We start from the raw sequence: 16,643 nt of genomic DNA, 5'->3' as shown, positions 1-16,643 counted from the left end.
TTGCCATTTTATTTCTAAAAATTCAGGGAAGAATTTAAGGCGTCGTAGCTACTGTGGTGTCGTACATGGAAACCGTTGCACTCGCCTTCTCGGGCGGTCTCGACACGACAGTATGCGTCCCGCTCCTCGAAGAGGAGTACGGATACGACGAAGTCATCGGCGTCACGGTCGACGTCGGTCAGCCTGACGCGGAGTTCGACGAAGCGGCGGAGACGGCGGAGACGCTCGATCTGGACCACTACGTCGTGGACGCGAAGGCGGAGTTCGCCGAGGTCTGTCTCGACTCCGTGACGGCGAACGCCGACTACCAGGGCTACCCCCTCGGCACCGCGCTCGCGCGCCCCGTCATCGCCGAGGCCATCCTCGACGTCGCCCAGGAGCACGGCTGCGACGCGCTCGCACACGGCTGCACCGGCAAGGGCAACGACCAGCTCCGCTTCGAGGCGGTCTGGCGCGGCTCGGACCTCGACGTCATCGCTCCCGTGCGCGAACTCGGGCTCACCCGCGAGTGGGAGATGGAGTACGCCGACGACCACGACCTGCCCGTCGAGGGCGGTAACGAGGGCGTCTGGAGCATCGACACCAACCTCTGGAGTCGCTCCATCGAGGGCGGCCAACTGGAGGACCCGGGCTACGTCCCGCCGGAGAACATCTACGAGTGGACGGACGCCCCGGGCGGCGACACCGAACTCGTCGAGATCGAGTTCGAGCAGGGCTACCCCGTCGCCGTCGACGGCGAGGCGATGGAGCCGGTCGAGCTAATCGAGGCACTCAACGAACTCGCTGGCGCGCACGGCGTCGGCCGCACGGACATGATGGAGGACCGCATGCTCGGCCTGAAGGTGCGCGAGAACTACGAGCACCCTGCCGCGACGACGCTGCTCGCGGCCCACGAGGCGCTCGAAGGCCTCGTCCTGACGAAGGAGGAGCGCAGCTTCAAGCAGCAGGTCGAACAGCAGTGGTCGGAGAAGGCCTACGAGGGGCTGCTCGCCCACCCGCTGATGGACGCCCTCGAAGGGTTCGTCGACGCGACCCAGACGAAGGTGACGGGCACGGTGACGGTGAAGTTCGACGGCGGGCAGGCCCGTCCGGTCGCCCGCGAGAGCGAGTACGCGGTCTACTCCGAGGACGCCGCGTCGTTCAACACCGAGACGGTCCAGGGCATCGAGCAGGCGGACGCGACGGGCGTGGCGAAGTACCACGGCTTCCAGGCCCGCCTGGCGAACGAGGTGGCGGACGCCGCCGCGGAGAAGGAGGCCGCGCTCGCCACCGACGGCGGCGAGACGGATGAGTGACGGCGAGGACGTCGTCCGGCGGGAGCGCTTCTCGGGCGGCCCCGCCCGGGAGTTCCTCTCGTCGCTCGCCGCGGACGAGCGCATCTTCGAAGCCGACGTCGCCGTCGACCGCGCGCACGTCGTGATGCTCGCCGAGCAGGGCATCGTCGACGACGAGACGGCGAGCGAGATACTCACCGCGCTGAGCGTCGTCGAGGTGAACGGCCACGAGGCCCTGCCGGACGGCGAGGACGTCCACGCCGCCATCGAGACGGCGGTCGTCGAGGAGGTCGGCCCGGACGGCGGTCGCATGCACACCGCCCGCAGTCGCAACGACGAGGTGGCGACCTGCATCCGCTACCGCCTGCGCGAGGACCTGCTCGACGCAATCGAGGCGACGCTGGCGCTGCGCGAGGCGCTGGTCGCCCGCGCCGAGGAGCACGCCGAGACGCTCGCGCCCGGCTACACCCACCTGCAACCCGCCCAGCCGACGACGGTCGGGCACTTCCTGCTCTCCTACGAGCGCGCGCTGGCACGGGACACGGCGCGCCTGCTGGACGCCTACGAGCGGACGAACCGGTCGCCGCTCGGCGCGGCGGCGTTCGCCGGCACGCCGTTCGACGTGGACCGCGAGCGCGTCGCCGACCTGCTCGGCTTCGACGGCGTGCTCGCCAACGCGACCGACGCGGTGTCGGCGCGCGACTTCCTGTTCGAGTCCGTCGCCGCGCTGGCGGGCCTGGCGACCACCGTCTCGGGGCTCGCCGAGGACCTGGTCGTCTACTCGAACCGCGGCTTCGTCGAACTCGACGACGACTACGCCTCGACGTCCTCGATCATGCCCCAGAAGAAGAACCCCGACACGCTGGAACTGGCGCGCGCCGTCGCAGGCGACGCCCACGCCGGCCTCTCGGGCCTGCTGACGACGCTGAAGGGGCTCCCCCGGGCGTACAACCGCGACCTGCAGCGCGCGACGCCCCACGCCTGGGACGCGGTCGACGCCGCGACGGACGCGGCCGACGTCGCGGGCGGCGCGGTCGCCACGGCGACGTGGAACGAGTCGGAACTGGCCGCGGCCGCGGGCGAGGGGTTCACGACCGCGACCGGCGTCGCGGACCTGCTCGCCAGCCACGGCGTGCCGTTCCGGACGGCCCACGAGATGGTTGCGACGGCGGCGGAGTCGGGCGCGGACTACGACGCCCTCGACGCGGCGGCGGAGTCGGTGCTCGGCGACCCGCTCGACGCCTACGTCGACCGCGCGGCGGTCGAGGCGGCGCTGGACCCCGCCGAGAGCGTCGCCAGCCGCGACTCGGCCGGCGGCCCCGCCCCCGAGGCGATGGCCGACCAGCTCGCGGCCGCCGCGGACGCCCTCGACGCCGACCGCGAGGCCGTCGAGGCGGCGCACGAATCGCTCGCGGCGGCCCGCGAGACGCTCCAGTCGGAGGTGAACGAGTATGCCTGACCGACCACGACCCCCGCGAGGGGGCACTGTTCGTCGCTGAATCCGGACGCTGTATCGGCCTTTTCACGCGCTTAGACGGCAGTCTGTCCTTTTCTTTCATAATTAATAACGATGGATTTATGTCCGATGGTCGGATAGAGTGAGCTACAATGGCAGAATGCGTCGAGTGCGGGGCGGACGTGACCCTGCACGAGAATCCCGAAGCTGGAGAGATCGTCGACTGTCCCACCTGCGGTGTCGAGCTCGAAGTCGTCGACGTCAACCCGCCGGTCCTCGACCGAGCCCCGGAGCTCGAAGAGGACTGGGGGGAGTAAGTTGCAGATTGGACTGCTCTACTCCCGGATCCGCAAGGACGAGAAGTTGCTGCTCGCGGAACTGCGCGACCGCGGGCACGAGGTGACGAAGATCGACGTGCGCAAACAGCAATTCAACGTCGCGCACGCGCCCGAGACGTTCGAGGACGTCGACCTCGTCCTCGACCGCTGTCTGGCGACGAGCCGGAGCCTGTACGCCACGCGGTTCTGTGAGTCGTACGGCATCCCGGTCGTCAACGCGCCCGACACCGCCGAGGTGTGCGCCGACAAGGTCCGCAACAGCCTGGCGCTGGAGGAGGCGGGCGTCCCGACGCCGAACACCGACGTCGCGTTCACCAAGGAGGCCGCCATGGAGAGCATCGAGGACTTCGGCTACCCCTGCGTGCTCAAGCCCGTCATCGGGTCGTGGGGCCGGCTGATGGCCAAGATCGACAGCAGGAGCGCGGCCGAGGCCGTCCTGGAGCACAAGGCCACCCTGGGCCACTACGAGCACAAGGTGTTCTACGTCCAGGAGTTCGTCGAGAAGCCGGGCCGTGACATCCGCGTGGTCGCCGTCGACGGCGACCCCGTCGCGGCGATGGTCCGCTCCTCGGACCACTGGCTGACGAACGCCGCGAAGGGCGCCGAGACCGACGCCTTCGACCTCGACGACGAGGCCAAAGCGCTCGTCGAGCGCGCCAGCGACGCGGTCGGCGGCGGCCTGCTCGGGGTCGACCTGATGGAAACTGGTGACTCCTACACCGTCCACGAGGTCAACCACACGGTCGAGTTCAAGGCGCTCGACGACGCGGTCGACGTCGACGTGCCCGCTGCGGTCGTCGACTGGCTGGAGACGAAGGTGCCCCAGGAGGTGCCCGCCTGATGGCCACCGCTACCGACCACGACGAGGCGGCGGACGCCGAGACGCTTACCGCGGGCGTCGTCGGTGCGAGCGGCTTCACTGGCGGGGAACTGCTCCGCCTGCTCGTCGGCCACCCGAACGTCGACGTGGCGCAGGCGACCAGCCGCGAGTACGCGAACAAGACGGTCGGGTCGGTCCACCCGAACCTCCGCGGCGCGGGCCTGCGCTTTTCCGACCCCGGCGACCTGGAGTCCGTCGACGTGCTGTTCGCCGCGACGCCCCACGGCGTCTCGATGGAGCAGGTCGACGCGTTCCAGGCGGCCGCCGACACCGTGGTCGACCTGAGCGCGGACTTCCGCCTCGACACCGAGGCGGAGTACGACGAGTGGTACGACGGGCACGTCTGCCCCGAGTACCTCGACGACGCCGTCTACGCGCTGCCGGAGCTGTTCCGCGAGGACCTGCCCAGCGCCGACCTGATAGCGGCCGGCGGTTGCAACGCCACCGCCGCCATCCTCGGCCTGGCGCCGCTGTTCGACGCGGGCGTCCTCGACGGCGGCGAACAGGTCGTCGTCGACGTGAAGGTCGGCTCCTCGGAGGGCGGCGCGAGCGCGAGCAAGGCGTCCAGCCACGCCGAGCGCTCGGGCGTCGTCCGCCCGTACGCGCCGACCGGCCACCGCCACGAGGCCGAGATCGAGGCCATCCTCGACACGTCGGTCTCGTTCACCGCACACGCGGTGGACATGGTCCGCGGCGCGTCCGCGACGAGCCACGTCTTCCCCGACTCGCCCGTCTCGAAGGGCGACCTCTGGACGGCGTACCGCGAGGCGTACGAGGACGAACCGTTCGTCCGCCTCGTCGCGGGCGGCAGCGGCGTCTACCGCTACCCCGAACCGAAGGCGGTCGCCGGCACGAACAACGCCGAGGTCGGGTTCGAACTCGACCCCGGCAACGAGCGCGTGGTCGTGTTCAGCGCCATCGACAACCTGATGAAGGGCTCGGCCGGGCAGGCGGTCCACGCCGCCAACGTCGCGCTCGGCCTGGAGGAGACGGCCGGCCTGGAGTTCTCGGGTCTCCACCCGGTGGGAAGCCCATGACCGACGACTCGCCCTCCCACGAGGACCTCATCGACGCCGGCGGCGAGACGGTCGCCGACGACCTGCTCTACGCTGACGGCGAGGAGGCCGCCAGCGACCGACTCTTCGCCGACGGCGAGGAGGCCGCCAGCGACCGACTCTTCGCCGACGGCGAGGAGGCCGCCAGCGACCTGCTCTACGCTGACGGCGGAGAGGTCGTCGACGACGACGCCGACGACGCGCCAATCGTGGTGAAGATCGGCGGCGCGCGGGCGGTCGACCCCGCCGGCGCGCTGGCCGACGTGGCACACCTGACCGCGACCGGCAAGGACGTCGTGGTCGTCCACGGCGGGTCGACCGCGGTCGACGACCACCTCGAGGCCCTCGGCGAGGACCCGGAGTACGTCGAGACGCCCGGCGGCGTCGTCGGCCGGTTCACCGACGAGACGACGATGGACGTCTTCGAGATGGTGCTGCCCGGCAAGCTCAACACCGACCTGACGGCCGCGCTCCAGGACGAGGGCGTCCGCGCGGTCGGTCTCTCGGGCGTCGACGGCGGCCTCCTGACGGGGCCGCGCAAGTCCGCCGTCAGGGTCGTCGAGGACGGCCGGAAGAAGATCCGCCGCGGCGACCACTCCGGCAAGATAACCGACGTGAACGACGACCTGCTCGGCGTCCTGCTGGACGCGGGCTACACGCCGGTCGTGACGGTGCCGATGCTGGCCGACGACGACGGGGACGTGCTCCCCGTCAACGCCGACGCCGACCGGGCCGCGGCCGCGGTGGCCGGCGCACTCGGCGCGGACCTGGTCGTCCTGACCGACGTGCCCGGCGTCCTCGAGGACCCCGACGACGAGTCGACGCTCGTCGAGCGGGTGACGACGCCCGCCGAGATGGCGGCCGTCGAGGACGCCGCCGAGGGGTTCATGACGAAGAAGGTGATGGCGGCGACCGAGGCGCTGTCCGGCGGTGCCGCGTCCGTCGTCGTCGCCGACGCGAACAACCGCGACCCGGTGACCGCGGCGTACGACGGCCACGGCACGCACTTCGAACCGGGCGCGCTCGGGGGTGACGCGCCGTGAGCGGATTCGTCTTCTCCGAGAAGCCCATCCAGATCGAGCGCGGCGAGGGGCCGTACGTCTACGACGACGCCGGCACCGAGTACCTCGACTTCGGCGCGAGCTACGCGGTGACGCCGGTCGGCCACTGCCACCCCGAGGTCGTTGCGGCGGTGCAGGAGCAGGCCGCCGACCTGCTGTACGTCCAGGCGTCCTACGGCAACGGCGCGCGCGACGCCGTCTACGAGAAGCTGGCCGCCGTCGCGCCCGGCGACGTCGACAACGTCTGGCTCTGCAACTCCGGCACCGAGGCGAACGAGGCGGCGCTGAAGTTCGCCCGGAGCGCCACCGGGCGCTCGAAGGTCGTCGCCGCCAAGCGCGGGTTCCACGGGCGCACCATGGGCGCGCTGTCGGCGACGTGGAAGTCGAAGTACCGCAAGCCGTTCGAACCGCTCGTCGACGACGTGGAGTTCGTCGCGTACGGCGACGAGGACGCGCTCACCGAGGCCGTCGACGAGGAGACCGCGGCGCTCGTCCTCGAACCCGTGCAGGGCGAGGGCGGCATCCACCCCGCGCCGGAGGGCTACCTCCAGGCGGCCCGCGAGGTGACCGCCGACGCGGGCGCTGCCTTCGTCCTCGACGAGATACAGACCGGGCTCGGCCGGACGGGGAGCCTGTGGGCCTGCGAGTCCGCCGGCGTCGTCCCGGACGTGCTGACGACCGCGAAGGGGCTGGCGAGCGGCCTTCCGATGGGCGCGACGCTGGTCGCCGACTGGATCGCCGAGGACGCCGGCCCGCACGGGTCGACGTTCAGTGGCGGGCCGGTCGTCAGCGCCGCCGCCGAGGCGACGCTGTCCGTCCTCGTCGAGGAGGACCTCCCCGCGCACGCCGCGGAACTGGGCGCGTACTTCCGGTCGGAACTGCGCGCGGCCGACCTGTCGGCGCGCGAGGTCCGCGGCGAGGGCCTCATGGTCGGCGTCGAGGTGAAACGCGGCGCGAACCACGTGCTGAAGCAGCTCGCGCTCGACCACCAGGTGCTCGCGCTGCCGGCCGGCCGGACGACGCTGCGCTTCCTCCCGCCGCTCACTGTCGAGCGCGAACACGTCGACAGGGTGGTCGACGCGCTGACCGACGTGCTGGGAGGTGGCGGATGAGCGCCAGCGACGCGGCGACGAAGAGCGCCGTGGACGTCACTTCGGCGGCCGCCCGCGACCTGCTCGTCGACCTGGTCGACACGCCGTCGGTCTCCGGCGACGAGCGGGCGTGCGCCGAGCGCCTCGTCGACTTCTTCGAGTCCCACGGCCGCGAGGTCTGGCTCGACGACGTCGGCAACGTCCGCGCGCCCGGCGACGACGGCGTGCTGCTCACGTCCCACGTCGACACCGTCCCCGGCGAGATTCCGGTCCGCGTCGAGGAGGCCGACGTCTCGGAGACGGACTACGACGGCGACACCGCCGAGGTGCTCTGGGGGCGCGGCAGCGTCGACGCCAAGGGGCCGCTCGCAGCGATGGCCGTCGCGGCCGTCGAGACGGGAGCCAGCTTCGCCGGCGTCGTCGGCGAGGAGACCACCTCCCGCGGCGCACACTTCCTCGTCGAGGACCGCGCGGAACCCGACGCCGTCGTCAACGGCGAACCCAGCGGCTGGGACGCTCTGGCGCTCGGCTACCGCGGTTACCTCGCGGGCACCTACGCGGTCGACGTCGACTCCGTCCACTCCTCGCGGCCCGACCCCAACGCCGTCGAACTGGCGACGGCGTGGCTCGCGGACGTGAAGGCGGCGTTCGCCGCCCCCGACGAGGGGGCCGTCTTCGAGTCGGTGACGGTGAAGCCCGTCTCCTTCGACGGCGGCCTCACCGAGGACGGCTTCGCGACGACGGCGACCGTCGACGTGCAGTTCCGCATCCCGCCGGGGACGACCGCCGGGGAGATACGCGCGACGGCCGAGGAGCACCTCGACGCCGGCAGCATCTCGTGGGGTGACCCCCTGCCGCCGACGCTGTCCAGCCCCCGGACGGACCTCGCGCGGGCCTTCCGCGTCGCCATCCGCGCCGAGGACGGCGACCCGGGGCTGCTCCGGAAGACGGGGACGAGCGACGCCAATCTCTACGCCGACGCCTGGGACTGCCCCGTCGCCACGTACGGTCCCGGCGACTCCGCGCTCGACCACGCGCCCGACGAACGCCTCGCCCTGTCCGAGTACGACCGCGCCATCGCGGTGCTCGAACGGGTCGCAACGACCTGCCTGGAGGACGACGAATGACCACGAAAGACCACGCCATGACATCGACCACGCGGCCGCAGACCGACGACGCGCCACAGCACGTCCTGACCGTCGACGACCTGAGCGAGGACGACATCGAGGTCGTCCTCGACGTCGCACGAGTGCTCGAACGAGCGGTCGACGAGGGCGAACCCCACGCGGTGCTGCCGGAGTCGACGATGGCGATGCTGTTCGAGAAGCCGAGCACCCGGACGCGCGTCTCCTTCGAGACGGGGATGACCCACCTCGGCGGCCACGCCGTCTTCCTCGGTCCGAACGACACCCACCTCGACCGCGGCGAACCCGTCTCGGACACCGCCCGCGTGCTGTCGAGCTACAACGACTTCGTCGTCGCACGGGTGTTCGACCACGGCGCGCTGGAGACCATGGCCGAGCACGCGTCGGTCCCGGTCATCAACGCCCTCTCGGACGCCGCCCACCCCTGCCAGGCGCTCGCCGACCTGCTCTCGCTCCGCCAGGCGTTCGGCGACCTCGACGACCTCTCGGTCACCTGGGTCGGCGACGGCAACAACGTCGCCACGTCGTTCGCCGTCGCCGCGGCGACGATGGGCGTCGACGTCACGATGGCGACGCCGGAGGGATACGAACCCGCCGCGGACGCGCTCGACCGCGCCGCCGAGCGCGGCCCCGCCCCGACGGTCGTCCACGACCCCGCGTCGGCGGTCGAGGGCGCCGACGCCGTCTACACCGACGTCTGGATCAGCATGGGTGAGGAGGACGAGCGCGAGGAGAAGCTGGCGGCCTTCGAGGGGTTCCAGCTGAACGCCGACCTGCTCGACCACGCCCCCGACGCGGCGGCGATGCACTGCCTCCCCGCCCACCGCGGCGAGGAGATCACCGGCGAGGTGCTGGAGAGCGACCGCTCGCTCGCCTGGCAGCAGGCCGAGAACCGCCTCCACGTCCAGAAGGCGCTGCTCGCGCACCTGGCAGACGCGACCGGCTCGCTGCTCGACGGCTGATCGGCGTCCTCCTGCTCCTGTCGACGCTCCCGACCATTCTCGCCAGCGCAGCGTCGCGTCCGCGCTCCGGCGACGTCGCTCCGCGACCGAACTCGTCCGTTCCGTCGCGTCTCGGCGCAAATCTCGCCGCCTCCCCTCCACGGACGGACTAACTTTATATACGTGTCGTCGTTGGGTTCGAAGTAACGAACATGACCGGGCAAGTGTACACCGTCGCGAGCGGGAAGGGCGGTGTGGGAAAGACGACCACCGCCATCAATCTCGGGGCGATGCTCGCCGAGGCGGGCAACGACGTGGTCGTCGTCGACACCGACCTCGGGATGGCGAACATCGCCGGCTTCCTCGACTTCGAGATGACGGGGGCGACGCTCCACGACGTGCTGGCGGGGGAGGCGGGCGTCCCAGAGGCCATCTACGAGGCGCCGGGCGACATCGACGTCCTCCCGAGCAGTACCGACATCCAGGCGTTCGCCAGGTCCGAGACGGAGAACCTCCCGGGCGTCGTCGCCGAACTCCGCGCGGAGTACGACTTCGTCCTGCTGGACACGGGCGCGGGCATCAGCTACGACACGATGCTGCCGCTGTCGCTCGCTGACGCCGTCCTGCTCGTCACCACGCCGGACGTCGCCTCCGTGCGCGACACCGCCAAGAGCGGCGAACTGACCGAGCACGTCGGCGGGACCGTCCGCGGCGCGGTGCTCACCCAGCGTAGCAACGACATCCTGAACGCCGACGACGTGGAGGGGACGCTGGAGACCGAGATCCTCGCGGTCGTCCCGGAGGACGAGACGGTCCCGATGGGCATCGACGCCGGTCGCCCGCTCGCGGCCTTCGCCCCGAACGCTCCCGCCGCGGCGGCGTACCGCGAACTCGCCGAACTGCTCGCCGGCGAGTCCGCGCGCGAGGCTGGCGACGACGAATCGGCGACGAGCGGCGTCGGGTCGCCCCTCGCCGACGCCGAACCGGCGGTCGAGGCCGGCGACTTCGACGACGACCCCGTCCACGACCTCATCGACGAGCGCATCGTCGACGCGGCGGAGGAGACGCCGACCGGCGACCACTTCGACGCGGCCGACGACCCGTCCGGGACGGCCGACGAACCGTCCGGGAGCGGCGACGAGCGCGCCCCGGCCGATTCGCGAACCGACGCGACCGCCGACCGGACCGGCGGTCCGTCCAGCGACGAGCAGGTCGCCGACTCCTCGCCCGCGAACGACGCTCCGGCGGAGGACCCGCTCGCGGACGCCGACAGCGCGGCCGACGCCCCCGTCGACGCGCCCGGTGACGACGCGCCCGACCCGTTCGCCGACGACCCCGACGACTCCCTCGGCGAGGACCCGTTCGCCGACGAACTCTCCGACGAGACGCGCGACTCGCCGACGGACGACCCGCTCGCGGACGCGGCCGGCGCCGACCCGCTCGTCGACGACCCCGCCAAGGACCCGCTGTCCGGGTCGGTCGACACCCGCGTCGAGGAGTCGACCGACGAGAACCCGGTCGCCGACGCCTCGGCTGGCGACTCCCCCACCGCCGACGACCCGACTGCCGGTTCCCCCGCCGCGGACCCGCTCGCGGGCGACGCCAGCGACGACCCGACCGACGCACCGGCGGGCGACCCGCTCGCCGACGCGCCGTCCGGACTCGACGAGACGTCCGGCGGTCAGCCGTCGCCAGACCCCTCGCACGACGACGCTCCTGCGACCGACCCCGACACGTCGACCCCCGACCTCGGCGCGGTCGACGACGAACTCGCCGACGACGCGGACGGCCCGCTCGACCCGTCGCAGCAACCGCTCGACGACACGGCGAAGGCACCCTGGGAGGCAGGCGGCGCGGACCCGGCCATGGACGCGGACACGGAGGACGACCTCGACGCCGTTCCGTTCGACAGCGACGACCCGTCCCGCCAGTCCGACTTCGGCGCACGGCCGGCGGACGACGAGGACGATGACGACGACGAGGGCGGCCTGTTCGGTCGCATCGGCTCGCTGTTCCGCTGACGCCGGAAACGGTTTGTTCGAGCGCCGCGTCTTTTGCCAGAAATGGCCGAATCAGTTCCGTTCTGGTGGGTCGCGCTGTTCGTCCTGCTCGCCCTCGGCATCGGCGCCGGGGCCATCATCTACGTTGGCGGGCAACCGTTCGCCGTGCTCGCGGGCGGTTTAGGGACGGCGGCGTCGTCGGCGAACGCGTGACGCACCGCTCGCCGGTCGAGTAATCGAAGAACGCCGGGACTGGGATTTGAACCCAGAACCCCTAACGGGGACACGCTTTCCAGGCGTGCGCTTTGCCATTCGGCCATCCCGGCCCACACGTTCGTAACCGCGAGCGGTGTTTAAACCCTTCCCTTTCATCGCAGGACGCCGTCGGCCACGTAGGCGAGCGCCGGCGAACCGACGGCGACCACGAGCGCCGCGCCGAACTTCACCGCGAGGTCGTAGCGGTAGTCAGCGAGCAGTTCGTACCCCTGCAGGAGCACGAGGAAGCTGAGCGTCCCGATGGCTCCCCAGAGGAGGCTGTGCTTGACGCGGTCGTTCACGCTCACTCGCTGCTGGCGATGGCCTCGATCTCGACGCCGACGCCCTTCGGGAGGTTCCCCACCTCGACGGCGCTGCGAGCCGGCGGGTTGTCCTGGAAGTACTCCTTGTAGGAGTCGTTCATCTCGTCGAAGTCGTCGATGTCGTCGAGGAAGACGGTGACCTTCAGCACGTCCTGCATCGTCAGTCCCTCCTCCTCGAGGATGCCCTTCACGTTCTCCAGACTCTGGCGGGTCTGGACGGCGATAGGTTCGTCGTCGAGCAGTTCGCCGTCGGGGGTCATCGGAATCTGGCCGGCGGTGAACAGGACGTCGCCGTTCGTCGTCGCCTGACTGTACGCGCCGACCGCCTCGGGAGCGTCCGGCGTGCTGATGGTGCGCTTCATATCGGAGAGTCGACGCCGTAGAACTTAAACGTACGTCACGTCGATTCGACGGCGAACCCGTGTGAACTGGAGAAGACGAGCAGGCTCAGACCAGCACCTCGACGTCGAACCCGCTGTCGCGCAGCGCGGCGAGCAGTTCGTCGACGTGGTCGGGACCGCGCGTTTCCAGGTCGAGTTCGACCTCGGTGTCGTTCATGCCGATGTCGCGGGAGGTGCGGTCGTGCTGGATGGCGTAGATGTTCGCCTGCGCGTCCGCGATGACGTCCAGAAGTTCGCGCAGCGCGCCCGGCCGGTCCATCAGCACGGTCCGGAGTTTCACGTACCGGCCGGTCTGGACGAGGCCGCGCATGATGACCGTCGTGAGCGTGTTCATGTCGATGTTGCCACCGGAGAGCACCGGGACGATGACCTCGTCGTCGTCGTAGTCGAACTTCCCTCCGAGCGTGGCGGCCAGGCCCACCGCGCCCGCGCCCTCGACGAGCGTCTTGGCGCGCTCCAGCAGGTGGGTGAGCGCGACGGCGATCTCCGAGTCGGAGACGGTGACGACCTCGTCGACGCGCTCGCGGATGACGTCGAACGTGTGTTCGCCGACGCTCCGGGTGGCGATGCCGTCGGCGACGGTGTCGACGCTGTCGAGTTCGTGGCGCTCGCCCTTCTGGAGCGAGGTGGCGACGCTGGACGCCCCTTCGGCCTGCACGCCGACGACGCGCGTGTCGGGGTCGCGGCCCTTCAGCGCGGTGGCGATGCCGCTGATGAGGCCGCCGCCGCCGATGGGGACGACCACGGTGTCGACCTCGGGCAGGTCGTCGAGGATCTCCAGGCCGATGGTGCCCTGGCCGGCCATCACCGCCGGGTCGTCGAACGCGTGGACGTAGGTGCGCCCTTCCTCCGCTTCGATGGCGTGGGCGCGGGCTTGCGCCTCGTTGTAGTCCTCGCCGTCGAGGACGACCTCCGCGCCGTAGTCGCGCGTCGCCTTGATCTTCGCGATGGGCGCGTTGTCGGGCATGACGATCTTCGAGTCGACGCCGCCGCGCGTCGCGGCGAGTGCGACGCCCTGGGCGTGGTTGCCCGCGCTGGCGGTGACGACGCCGGCCGCCTTCTCCGCCTCCGAGAGCGTCGCGATGCGGTTGGTCGCGCCACGGATCTTGAACGACCCCGTCCGCTGGAACGTCTCCAGCTTCAGGTGGACCGTCGCCCCTGTCATCTCCGAGAACGTGTGGGAGTAGTCCAGCGGCGTGTGCCGGGACGTTTCGGCGACCCGCTCCCGGGCCTCGAGGACGTCCGCGAATTCCAACATGCTCGGTCGCTAAGTCTCGCGTCTCTTTATCGTTTGGGAACCGTTCTGCGTCCGTCACGCCGACACACATCCGGAGCTGCGCGTGCGCCTTGCTACCCGCCGAGCGTCGCCCCGAACGGTTTCGCCGCGGTAAAGAAACGCATTTCTACCCTCCGTTCCGGGTAGGAAACGATGCAGGTCTCCGAGGTGGTGCCCGAGTTCGCGGAGGCGTTCCCGTTCGAGGAGTTCAACGAGATGCAGCGGGAGATGCTGCCGGCACTGCTCGAAAGCGAGGAGAACGTCGTCGCCAGCGCCCCCACCGCGAGCGGGAAGACCGCGCTCGCGGAACTGGCCATCTGCAAGGCGCTACAGGACGGGGGAACCGCGCTCTTCATCGCGCCGATGCGCGCGCTCACCAACGAGAAGGAGAGCGAGTGGGAGCGCTTCGAGGACCTCGGCCACTCCGTCTACGTCGTCACGGGCGAGCGCGACCTCAACCCCCGGCGCGCCGAGCGCGCCGACATCCTCGTGATGACGCCGGAGAAGACGGACTCCGCCACCCGCAAGCACGACACGCGCCGCTACTCGTTCATCCGCGACGTCGACGTCTGCGTCATCGACGAGGTCCACCTGCTGGACTCCGCCAAGCGCGGCAGCGTCCTGGAGGTGACCGTCTCGCGACTCCGGCGGCTCTCCGACCCGCGCGTCGTCGCGCTCTCGGCGACGATGCCGAACGTCTCGGACGTCGCGGAGTGGTTGGACGCCCCGCCGGAGACCACCTTCGAGTTCGGCGACGAGTACCGCCCCGTCGACCTCCACGCCGACGTGAAGACGTACACGCACGGCGACAACTCCTTCGCCGACAAGTACCGGCGGCTCTACCGCGCGCTCGACCTCGCCGAACCCCACATCGAGGACGGCGGCCAGGCGCTCGTGTTCGTCTCCTCGCGCCAGGACACCGTCCAGGCCGCCAAGAAGTCCCGCGACGAGATCGCCGAACGCGACCTCGACGTCGGCGCGCGCGGCGACTACGACTTCCACACCGACACGCAGGAACTGGAGAACGAGACGCTTCGCAAGTCGGTCCTCGACGGCGTCGCCTTCCACCACGCCGGCCTCTCGAAGAACGACAAGGACCTCGTCGAGGAGTGGTTCCGCGAGGGCAAGATACAGCTCCTGTTCTCCACGTCGACGCTCGCGTGGGGCGTCAACCTCCCCGCACGCTGCGTCGTCCTCCGGGACACGAAGCTCCACGACCCCCTGGAAGGCGAGGTGGACATGAGCCCGCTGGACGTGCTCCAGATGCTCGGCCGCGCCGGCCGCCCGGGCTACGACGACGTCGGATACGGCTGGGTCGTCTGCGACCACTCCGACGCCGACCGCTACCGTCGCCTCCTCCGGGAGGGCAAGGAGATCGAGTCCCGCCTCGCCGGCGTCCCCGACTCGGCTGCCGACACGCGCCGCGCTGGCTCGGACGGCGACCTCGACGCCCACCTCAACGCCGAGATCGCGATGGGGACCATCGCCGACCTCGACGACGTGATGGACTGGCTGCAGACGACCTACTACTACGTCCGCGCCAAGAGCGAACCCGAGCAGTACGACTTCGAGGGGTTGCGCGAGCGGGTCCGGGGCACCCTCGAAGACCTCGTCGAGCGCGGGTTCGTCGAGACGGACGAGGACCTCGGCGTCACCGCGACGTCGCTCGGCGTGCTCGCCTCGAAGTTCTACCTCCGCCTCGACACCGCCGAGCGGTTCGCGGACCTGTCGAACCTGCCGGACATCGACGCCGACGCCATCCTCCGGACGGTCGCCGGGGCCGCGGAGTTCGACAGCGTCAGCGCGCGCCAGAGCGAGCGCGAAGCCGTCGACTCCGTCCTCGTCGGCCAGGACGCCGGCGATCTCGAGGCCGGCGGCCGGAAGGTGCTGGCAATCCTGCGGTCGAGCATGAGCGGGTCGACCCCCGCCGACCTCCGCAGCGACGCCTGGGTCATCCGCCAGAACGCCGTCCGCCTGCTCTCGGCGCTCCGGGCGTTCTTCGAGCGGTTCGACCGCCCCGTCGCCGCCAACCGGACCCGGCGCATCGAGGCGCGCATCGAGAACGGCGTCCCCGCCGACGCCGTCGGACTCACGGCCATCGACGGCGTCGGGGCCGGGCGTGCGAGCAAGCTCGCCGGCGAGGGCGTCGAGACGCCCGCCGACGTCCGCGAGGCCGGCGTCGACGGCCTGGTCCGGGCCGGCCTCTCGGAGGGCGTCGCCGAGCGGGTCGTCGAGAGCGCCCGCTCGCTCCCAGCGGTCGAAATCGAGTGGGGTGCGTTCCCCGACACCGTCGCCGCCGGCGAGAACGACATGCGCGACGTGACCGTCCGCAACCGCGGCGACGGCGCGAGCGCCGCCGTCGACGTCACGGTCAACGGCGTCGAGATGACCGATACGACGACCTACCTCGACGGGGAGGAGACCGTCCCGGTCGGCGTGTTCGGCGGCACGGACGACGAGATGGAGTACGTCGTCCGGGTGACGTTCCCCGACCTGCCGCTCGTCCCGGTCACCGACTCGCGGACGGTCCGGGTCGAGTGAACAGTTCCTCGCGGAGTTCCTCGGCGTTCGAGACGACCGCGTCGGCCGCCGAGAGGTCGAGCTCCGCCGCGCCGTGACGGTAGCCGACGCAGTACGCGCCGGCGCTGGTCGCCGCCGCAGCGCCGTGTTCGGAGTCCTCGACCGCGACGCACTTCGCCGGCGGGTGACCGAGCACGTCCGCGGCGTGCTCGTAGATCCCCGGTTCCGGCTTGCCCGGCGCGTCGATGTCCTCCGCGCTGACGACGGCGTCGAACGACAGGTCGAAGCGGTCGAGCACCACGTCGATCCAGTGGTGCGGCGACGAGGAGACGAGCGCAACGTCGGTCCCCTCGTCACGGAGGTCGGCGACCAGGTCGCGGAAGCCGTCCATCAGCGCGACGCGCTCGCCGTATATCTCCTCGGCAGCCTCGTCGTAGGTGGTGACGAACTCCGCCTCGTCGACGGTCGTCCCGTACTCCCGGTCGAGGTAGCCGTATATCTCGCGGTAGTTCATCCCCGTCGTCTCCTCGGGCGACACCTCGCTCTCGACGACCGCGGGGAAGATGTGGTCCGCTTCGACGTCGACCCAGTAGTCCTCCGAGTCGACCACGACGCCGTCCATGTCGA

Annotated in this window: 16 protein-coding genes and 1 tRNA gene; 12 read left to right on the top strand and 5 right to left on the bottom strand. The window is 70.8% G+C overall.

The window, feature by feature from the left end; all coding sequences use genetic code 11:
• The first annotated feature begins 65 nt into the window (after positions 1-65).
• From NKT36_RS08120 to NKT36_RS08070, 11 genes are all read left to right on the top strand, one after another.
• On the top strand, positions 66-1,295 hold the full coding sequence (locus NKT36_RS08120; RefSeq protein ID WP_327050543.1) for an argininosuccinate synthase: 1,230 nt from the start codon (positions 66-68) through the stop codon (positions 1,293-1,295).
• Positions 1,288-2,733, top strand: a complete 1,446-nt coding sequence (gene argH / locus NKT36_RS08115; protein ID WP_327050542.1) for an argininosuccinate lyase — start codon at positions 1,288-1,290, stop codon at positions 2,731-2,733. Before NKT36_RS08120 ends, argH begins: the two co-directional genes overlap by 8 nt.
• Positions 2,734-2,882: 149 nt before the next feature.
• Entirely contained in the window at positions 2,883-3,047 is a 165-nt protein-coding gene (gene lysW, locus NKT36_RS08110) for a lysine biosynthesis protein LysW (protein ID WP_327050541.1), read from the top strand.
• A 1-nt stretch (position 3,048) separates the two neighbouring features.
• Positions 3,049-3,909 carry a lysine biosynthesis protein LysX gene (lysX, locus tag NKT36_RS08105; protein WP_327050540.1) on the top strand — a complete coding sequence of 287 codons (861 nt, stop codon included), beginning with the start codon at positions 3,049-3,051 and terminating at the stop codon, positions 3,907-3,909.
• Positions 3,909-4,985 (top strand): N-acetyl-gamma-glutamyl-phosphate reductase, encoded by a 1,077-nt coding sequence (argC, locus tag NKT36_RS08100; protein ID WP_327050539.1) that lies wholly within the window; start codon positions 3,909-3,911, stop codon positions 4,983-4,985. The genes lysX and argC overlap by 1 nt, the downstream gene beginning before the upstream one ends.
• Positions 4,982-6,046 (top strand): acetylglutamate/acetylaminoadipate kinase, encoded by a 1,065-nt coding sequence (locus NKT36_RS08095; RefSeq protein ID WP_407652160.1) that lies wholly within the window; start codon positions 4,982-4,984, stop codon positions 6,044-6,046. The genes argC and NKT36_RS08095 overlap by 4 nt, the downstream gene beginning before the upstream one ends.
• Positions 6,043-7,176 carry an aspartate aminotransferase family protein gene (locus tag NKT36_RS08090; RefSeq protein ID WP_327050538.1) on the top strand — a complete coding sequence of 378 codons (1,134 nt, stop codon included), beginning with the start codon at positions 6,043-6,045 and terminating at the stop codon, positions 7,174-7,176. Before NKT36_RS08095 ends, NKT36_RS08090 begins: the two co-directional genes overlap by 4 nt.
• Entirely contained in the window at positions 7,173-8,282 is a 1,110-nt protein-coding gene (locus tag NKT36_RS08085; protein WP_327050537.1) for a [LysW]-lysine hydrolase, read from the top strand. Before NKT36_RS08090 ends, NKT36_RS08085 begins: the two co-directional genes overlap by 4 nt.
• A complete protein-coding gene (argF, locus tag NKT36_RS08080; RefSeq protein WP_407652159.1) occupies positions 8,279-9,262 on the top strand; it encodes an ornithine carbamoyltransferase in 984 nt (327 codons plus the stop codon). The genes NKT36_RS08085 and argF overlap by 4 nt, the downstream gene beginning before the upstream one ends.
• Before the next feature lie 191 nt (positions 9,263-9,453).
• Positions 9,454-11,262 (top strand): cell division ATPase MinD, encoded by a 1,809-nt coding sequence (gene minD, locus NKT36_RS08075; protein WP_327050536.1) that lies wholly within the window; start codon positions 9,454-9,456, stop codon positions 11,260-11,262.
• Positions 11,263-11,304: 42 nt separating this feature from the next.
• On the top strand, positions 11,305-11,454 hold the full coding sequence (locus NKT36_RS08070) for a hypothetical protein (RefSeq protein WP_327050535.1): 150 nt from the start codon (positions 11,305-11,307) through the stop codon (positions 11,452-11,454).
• Positions 11,455-11,485: 31 nt separating this feature from the next.
• Here NKT36_RS08070 and NKT36_RS08065 read toward each other — a convergent pair.
• The 4 genes from NKT36_RS08065 to ilvA form a co-directional block, all read right to left on the bottom strand.
• A tRNA-Ser gene (locus tag NKT36_RS08065) sits at positions 11,486-11,567 on the bottom strand.
• A gap of 42 nt (positions 11,568-11,609) precedes the next feature.
• A complete protein-coding gene (locus tag NKT36_RS08060) occupies positions 11,610-11,798 on the bottom strand; it encodes a hypothetical protein (RefSeq protein WP_327050534.1) in 189 nt (62 codons plus the stop codon).
• 2 nt (positions 11,799-11,800) lie between these two features.
• Positions 11,801-12,181 (bottom strand): RidA family protein, encoded by a 381-nt coding sequence (locus tag NKT36_RS08055; RefSeq protein ID WP_327050533.1) that lies wholly within the window; start codon positions 12,179-12,181, stop codon positions 11,801-11,803.
• 85 nt (positions 12,182-12,266) lie between these two features.
• Entirely contained in the window at positions 12,267-13,478 is a 1,212-nt protein-coding gene (gene ilvA, locus NKT36_RS08050; RefSeq protein WP_327050532.1) for a threonine ammonia-lyase, read from the bottom strand.
• A 171-nt stretch (positions 13,479-13,649) separates the two neighbouring features.
• Between ilvA and NKT36_RS08045 the strand changes: the two genes are divergently transcribed.
• Positions 13,650-16,037 carry a DEAD/DEAH box helicase gene (locus tag NKT36_RS08045; protein ID WP_327050531.1) on the top strand — a complete coding sequence of 796 codons (2,388 nt, stop codon included), beginning with the start codon at positions 13,650-13,652 and terminating at the stop codon, positions 16,035-16,037.
• On the opposite strand, the gene NKT36_RS08040 is transcribed toward NKT36_RS08045, so the two are convergent.
• Positions 16,006-16,638, bottom strand: a complete 633-nt coding sequence (locus tag NKT36_RS08040; protein ID WP_407652211.1) for an HAD family hydrolase — start codon at positions 16,636-16,638, stop codon at positions 16,006-16,008. The genes NKT36_RS08045 and NKT36_RS08040 overlap by 32 nt on opposite strands.
• Positions 16,639-16,643: the final 5 nt, after the last annotated feature.

Source organism: Halomicrococcus gelatinilyticus (assembly GCA_024227995.1).
Taxonomy (GTDB): Archaea; Halobacteriota; Halobacteria; order Halobacteriales; family Haladaptataceae; genus Halomicrococcus; species Halomicrococcus gelatinilyticus.
The sequence above is the reverse complement of the archived record's forward strand: the minus strand, read 5'-3'. Positions and strand labels throughout refer to the sequence as shown.

Excerpts from the sequence above, each read along its gene's own strand:
- NKT36_RS08120 (WP_327050543.1), top strand. The coding sequence starts at position 66 with ATGGAAACCGTTGCACTCGCCTTCTCGGGCGGTCTCGACACGACAGTA.
- argH (WP_327050542.1), top strand. The coding sequence starts at position 1,288 with ATGAGTGACGGCGAGGACGTCGTCCGGCGGGAGCGCTTCTCGGGCGGC.
- lysW (WP_327050541.1), top strand. The coding sequence starts at position 2,883 with ATGGCAGAATGCGTCGAGTGCGGGGCGGACGTGACCCTGCACGAGAAT.
- argC (WP_327050539.1), top strand. The coding sequence starts at position 3,909 with ATGGCCACCGCTACCGACCACGACGAGGCGGCGGACGCCGAGACGCTT.
- NKT36_RS08095 (WP_407652160.1), top strand. The coding sequence starts at position 4,982 with ATGACCGACGACTCGCCCTCCCACGAGGACCTCATCGACGCCGGCGGC.
- NKT36_RS08085 (WP_327050537.1), top strand. The coding sequence starts at position 7,173 with ATGAGCGCCAGCGACGCGGCGACGAAGAGCGCCGTGGACGTCACTTCG.
- argF (WP_407652159.1), top strand. The coding sequence starts at position 8,279 with ATGACCACGAAAGACCACGCCATGACATCGACCACGCGGCCGCAGACC.
- minD (WP_327050536.1), top strand. The coding sequence starts at position 9,454 with ATGACCGGGCAAGTGTACACCGTCGCGAGCGGGAAGGGCGGTGTGGGA.
- NKT36_RS08070 (WP_327050535.1), top strand. The coding sequence starts at position 11,305 with ATGGCCGAATCAGTTCCGTTCTGGTGGGTCGCGCTGTTCGTCCTGCTC.
- NKT36_RS08055 (WP_327050533.1), bottom strand. The coding sequence starts at position 12,181 with ATGAAGCGCACCATCAGCACGCCGGACGCTCCCGAGGCGGTCGGCGCG.
- ilvA (WP_327050532.1), bottom strand. The coding sequence starts at position 13,478 with ATGTTGGAATTCGCGGACGTCCTCGAGGCCCGGGAGCGGGTCGCCGAA.
- NKT36_RS08045 (WP_327050531.1), top strand. The coding sequence starts at position 13,650 with ATGCAGGTCTCCGAGGTGGTGCCCGAGTTCGCGGAGGCGTTCCCGTTC.
- NKT36_RS08040 (WP_407652211.1), bottom strand. The coding sequence starts at position 16,638 with ATGGACGGCGTCGTGGTCGACTCGGAGGACTACTGGGTCGACGTCGAA.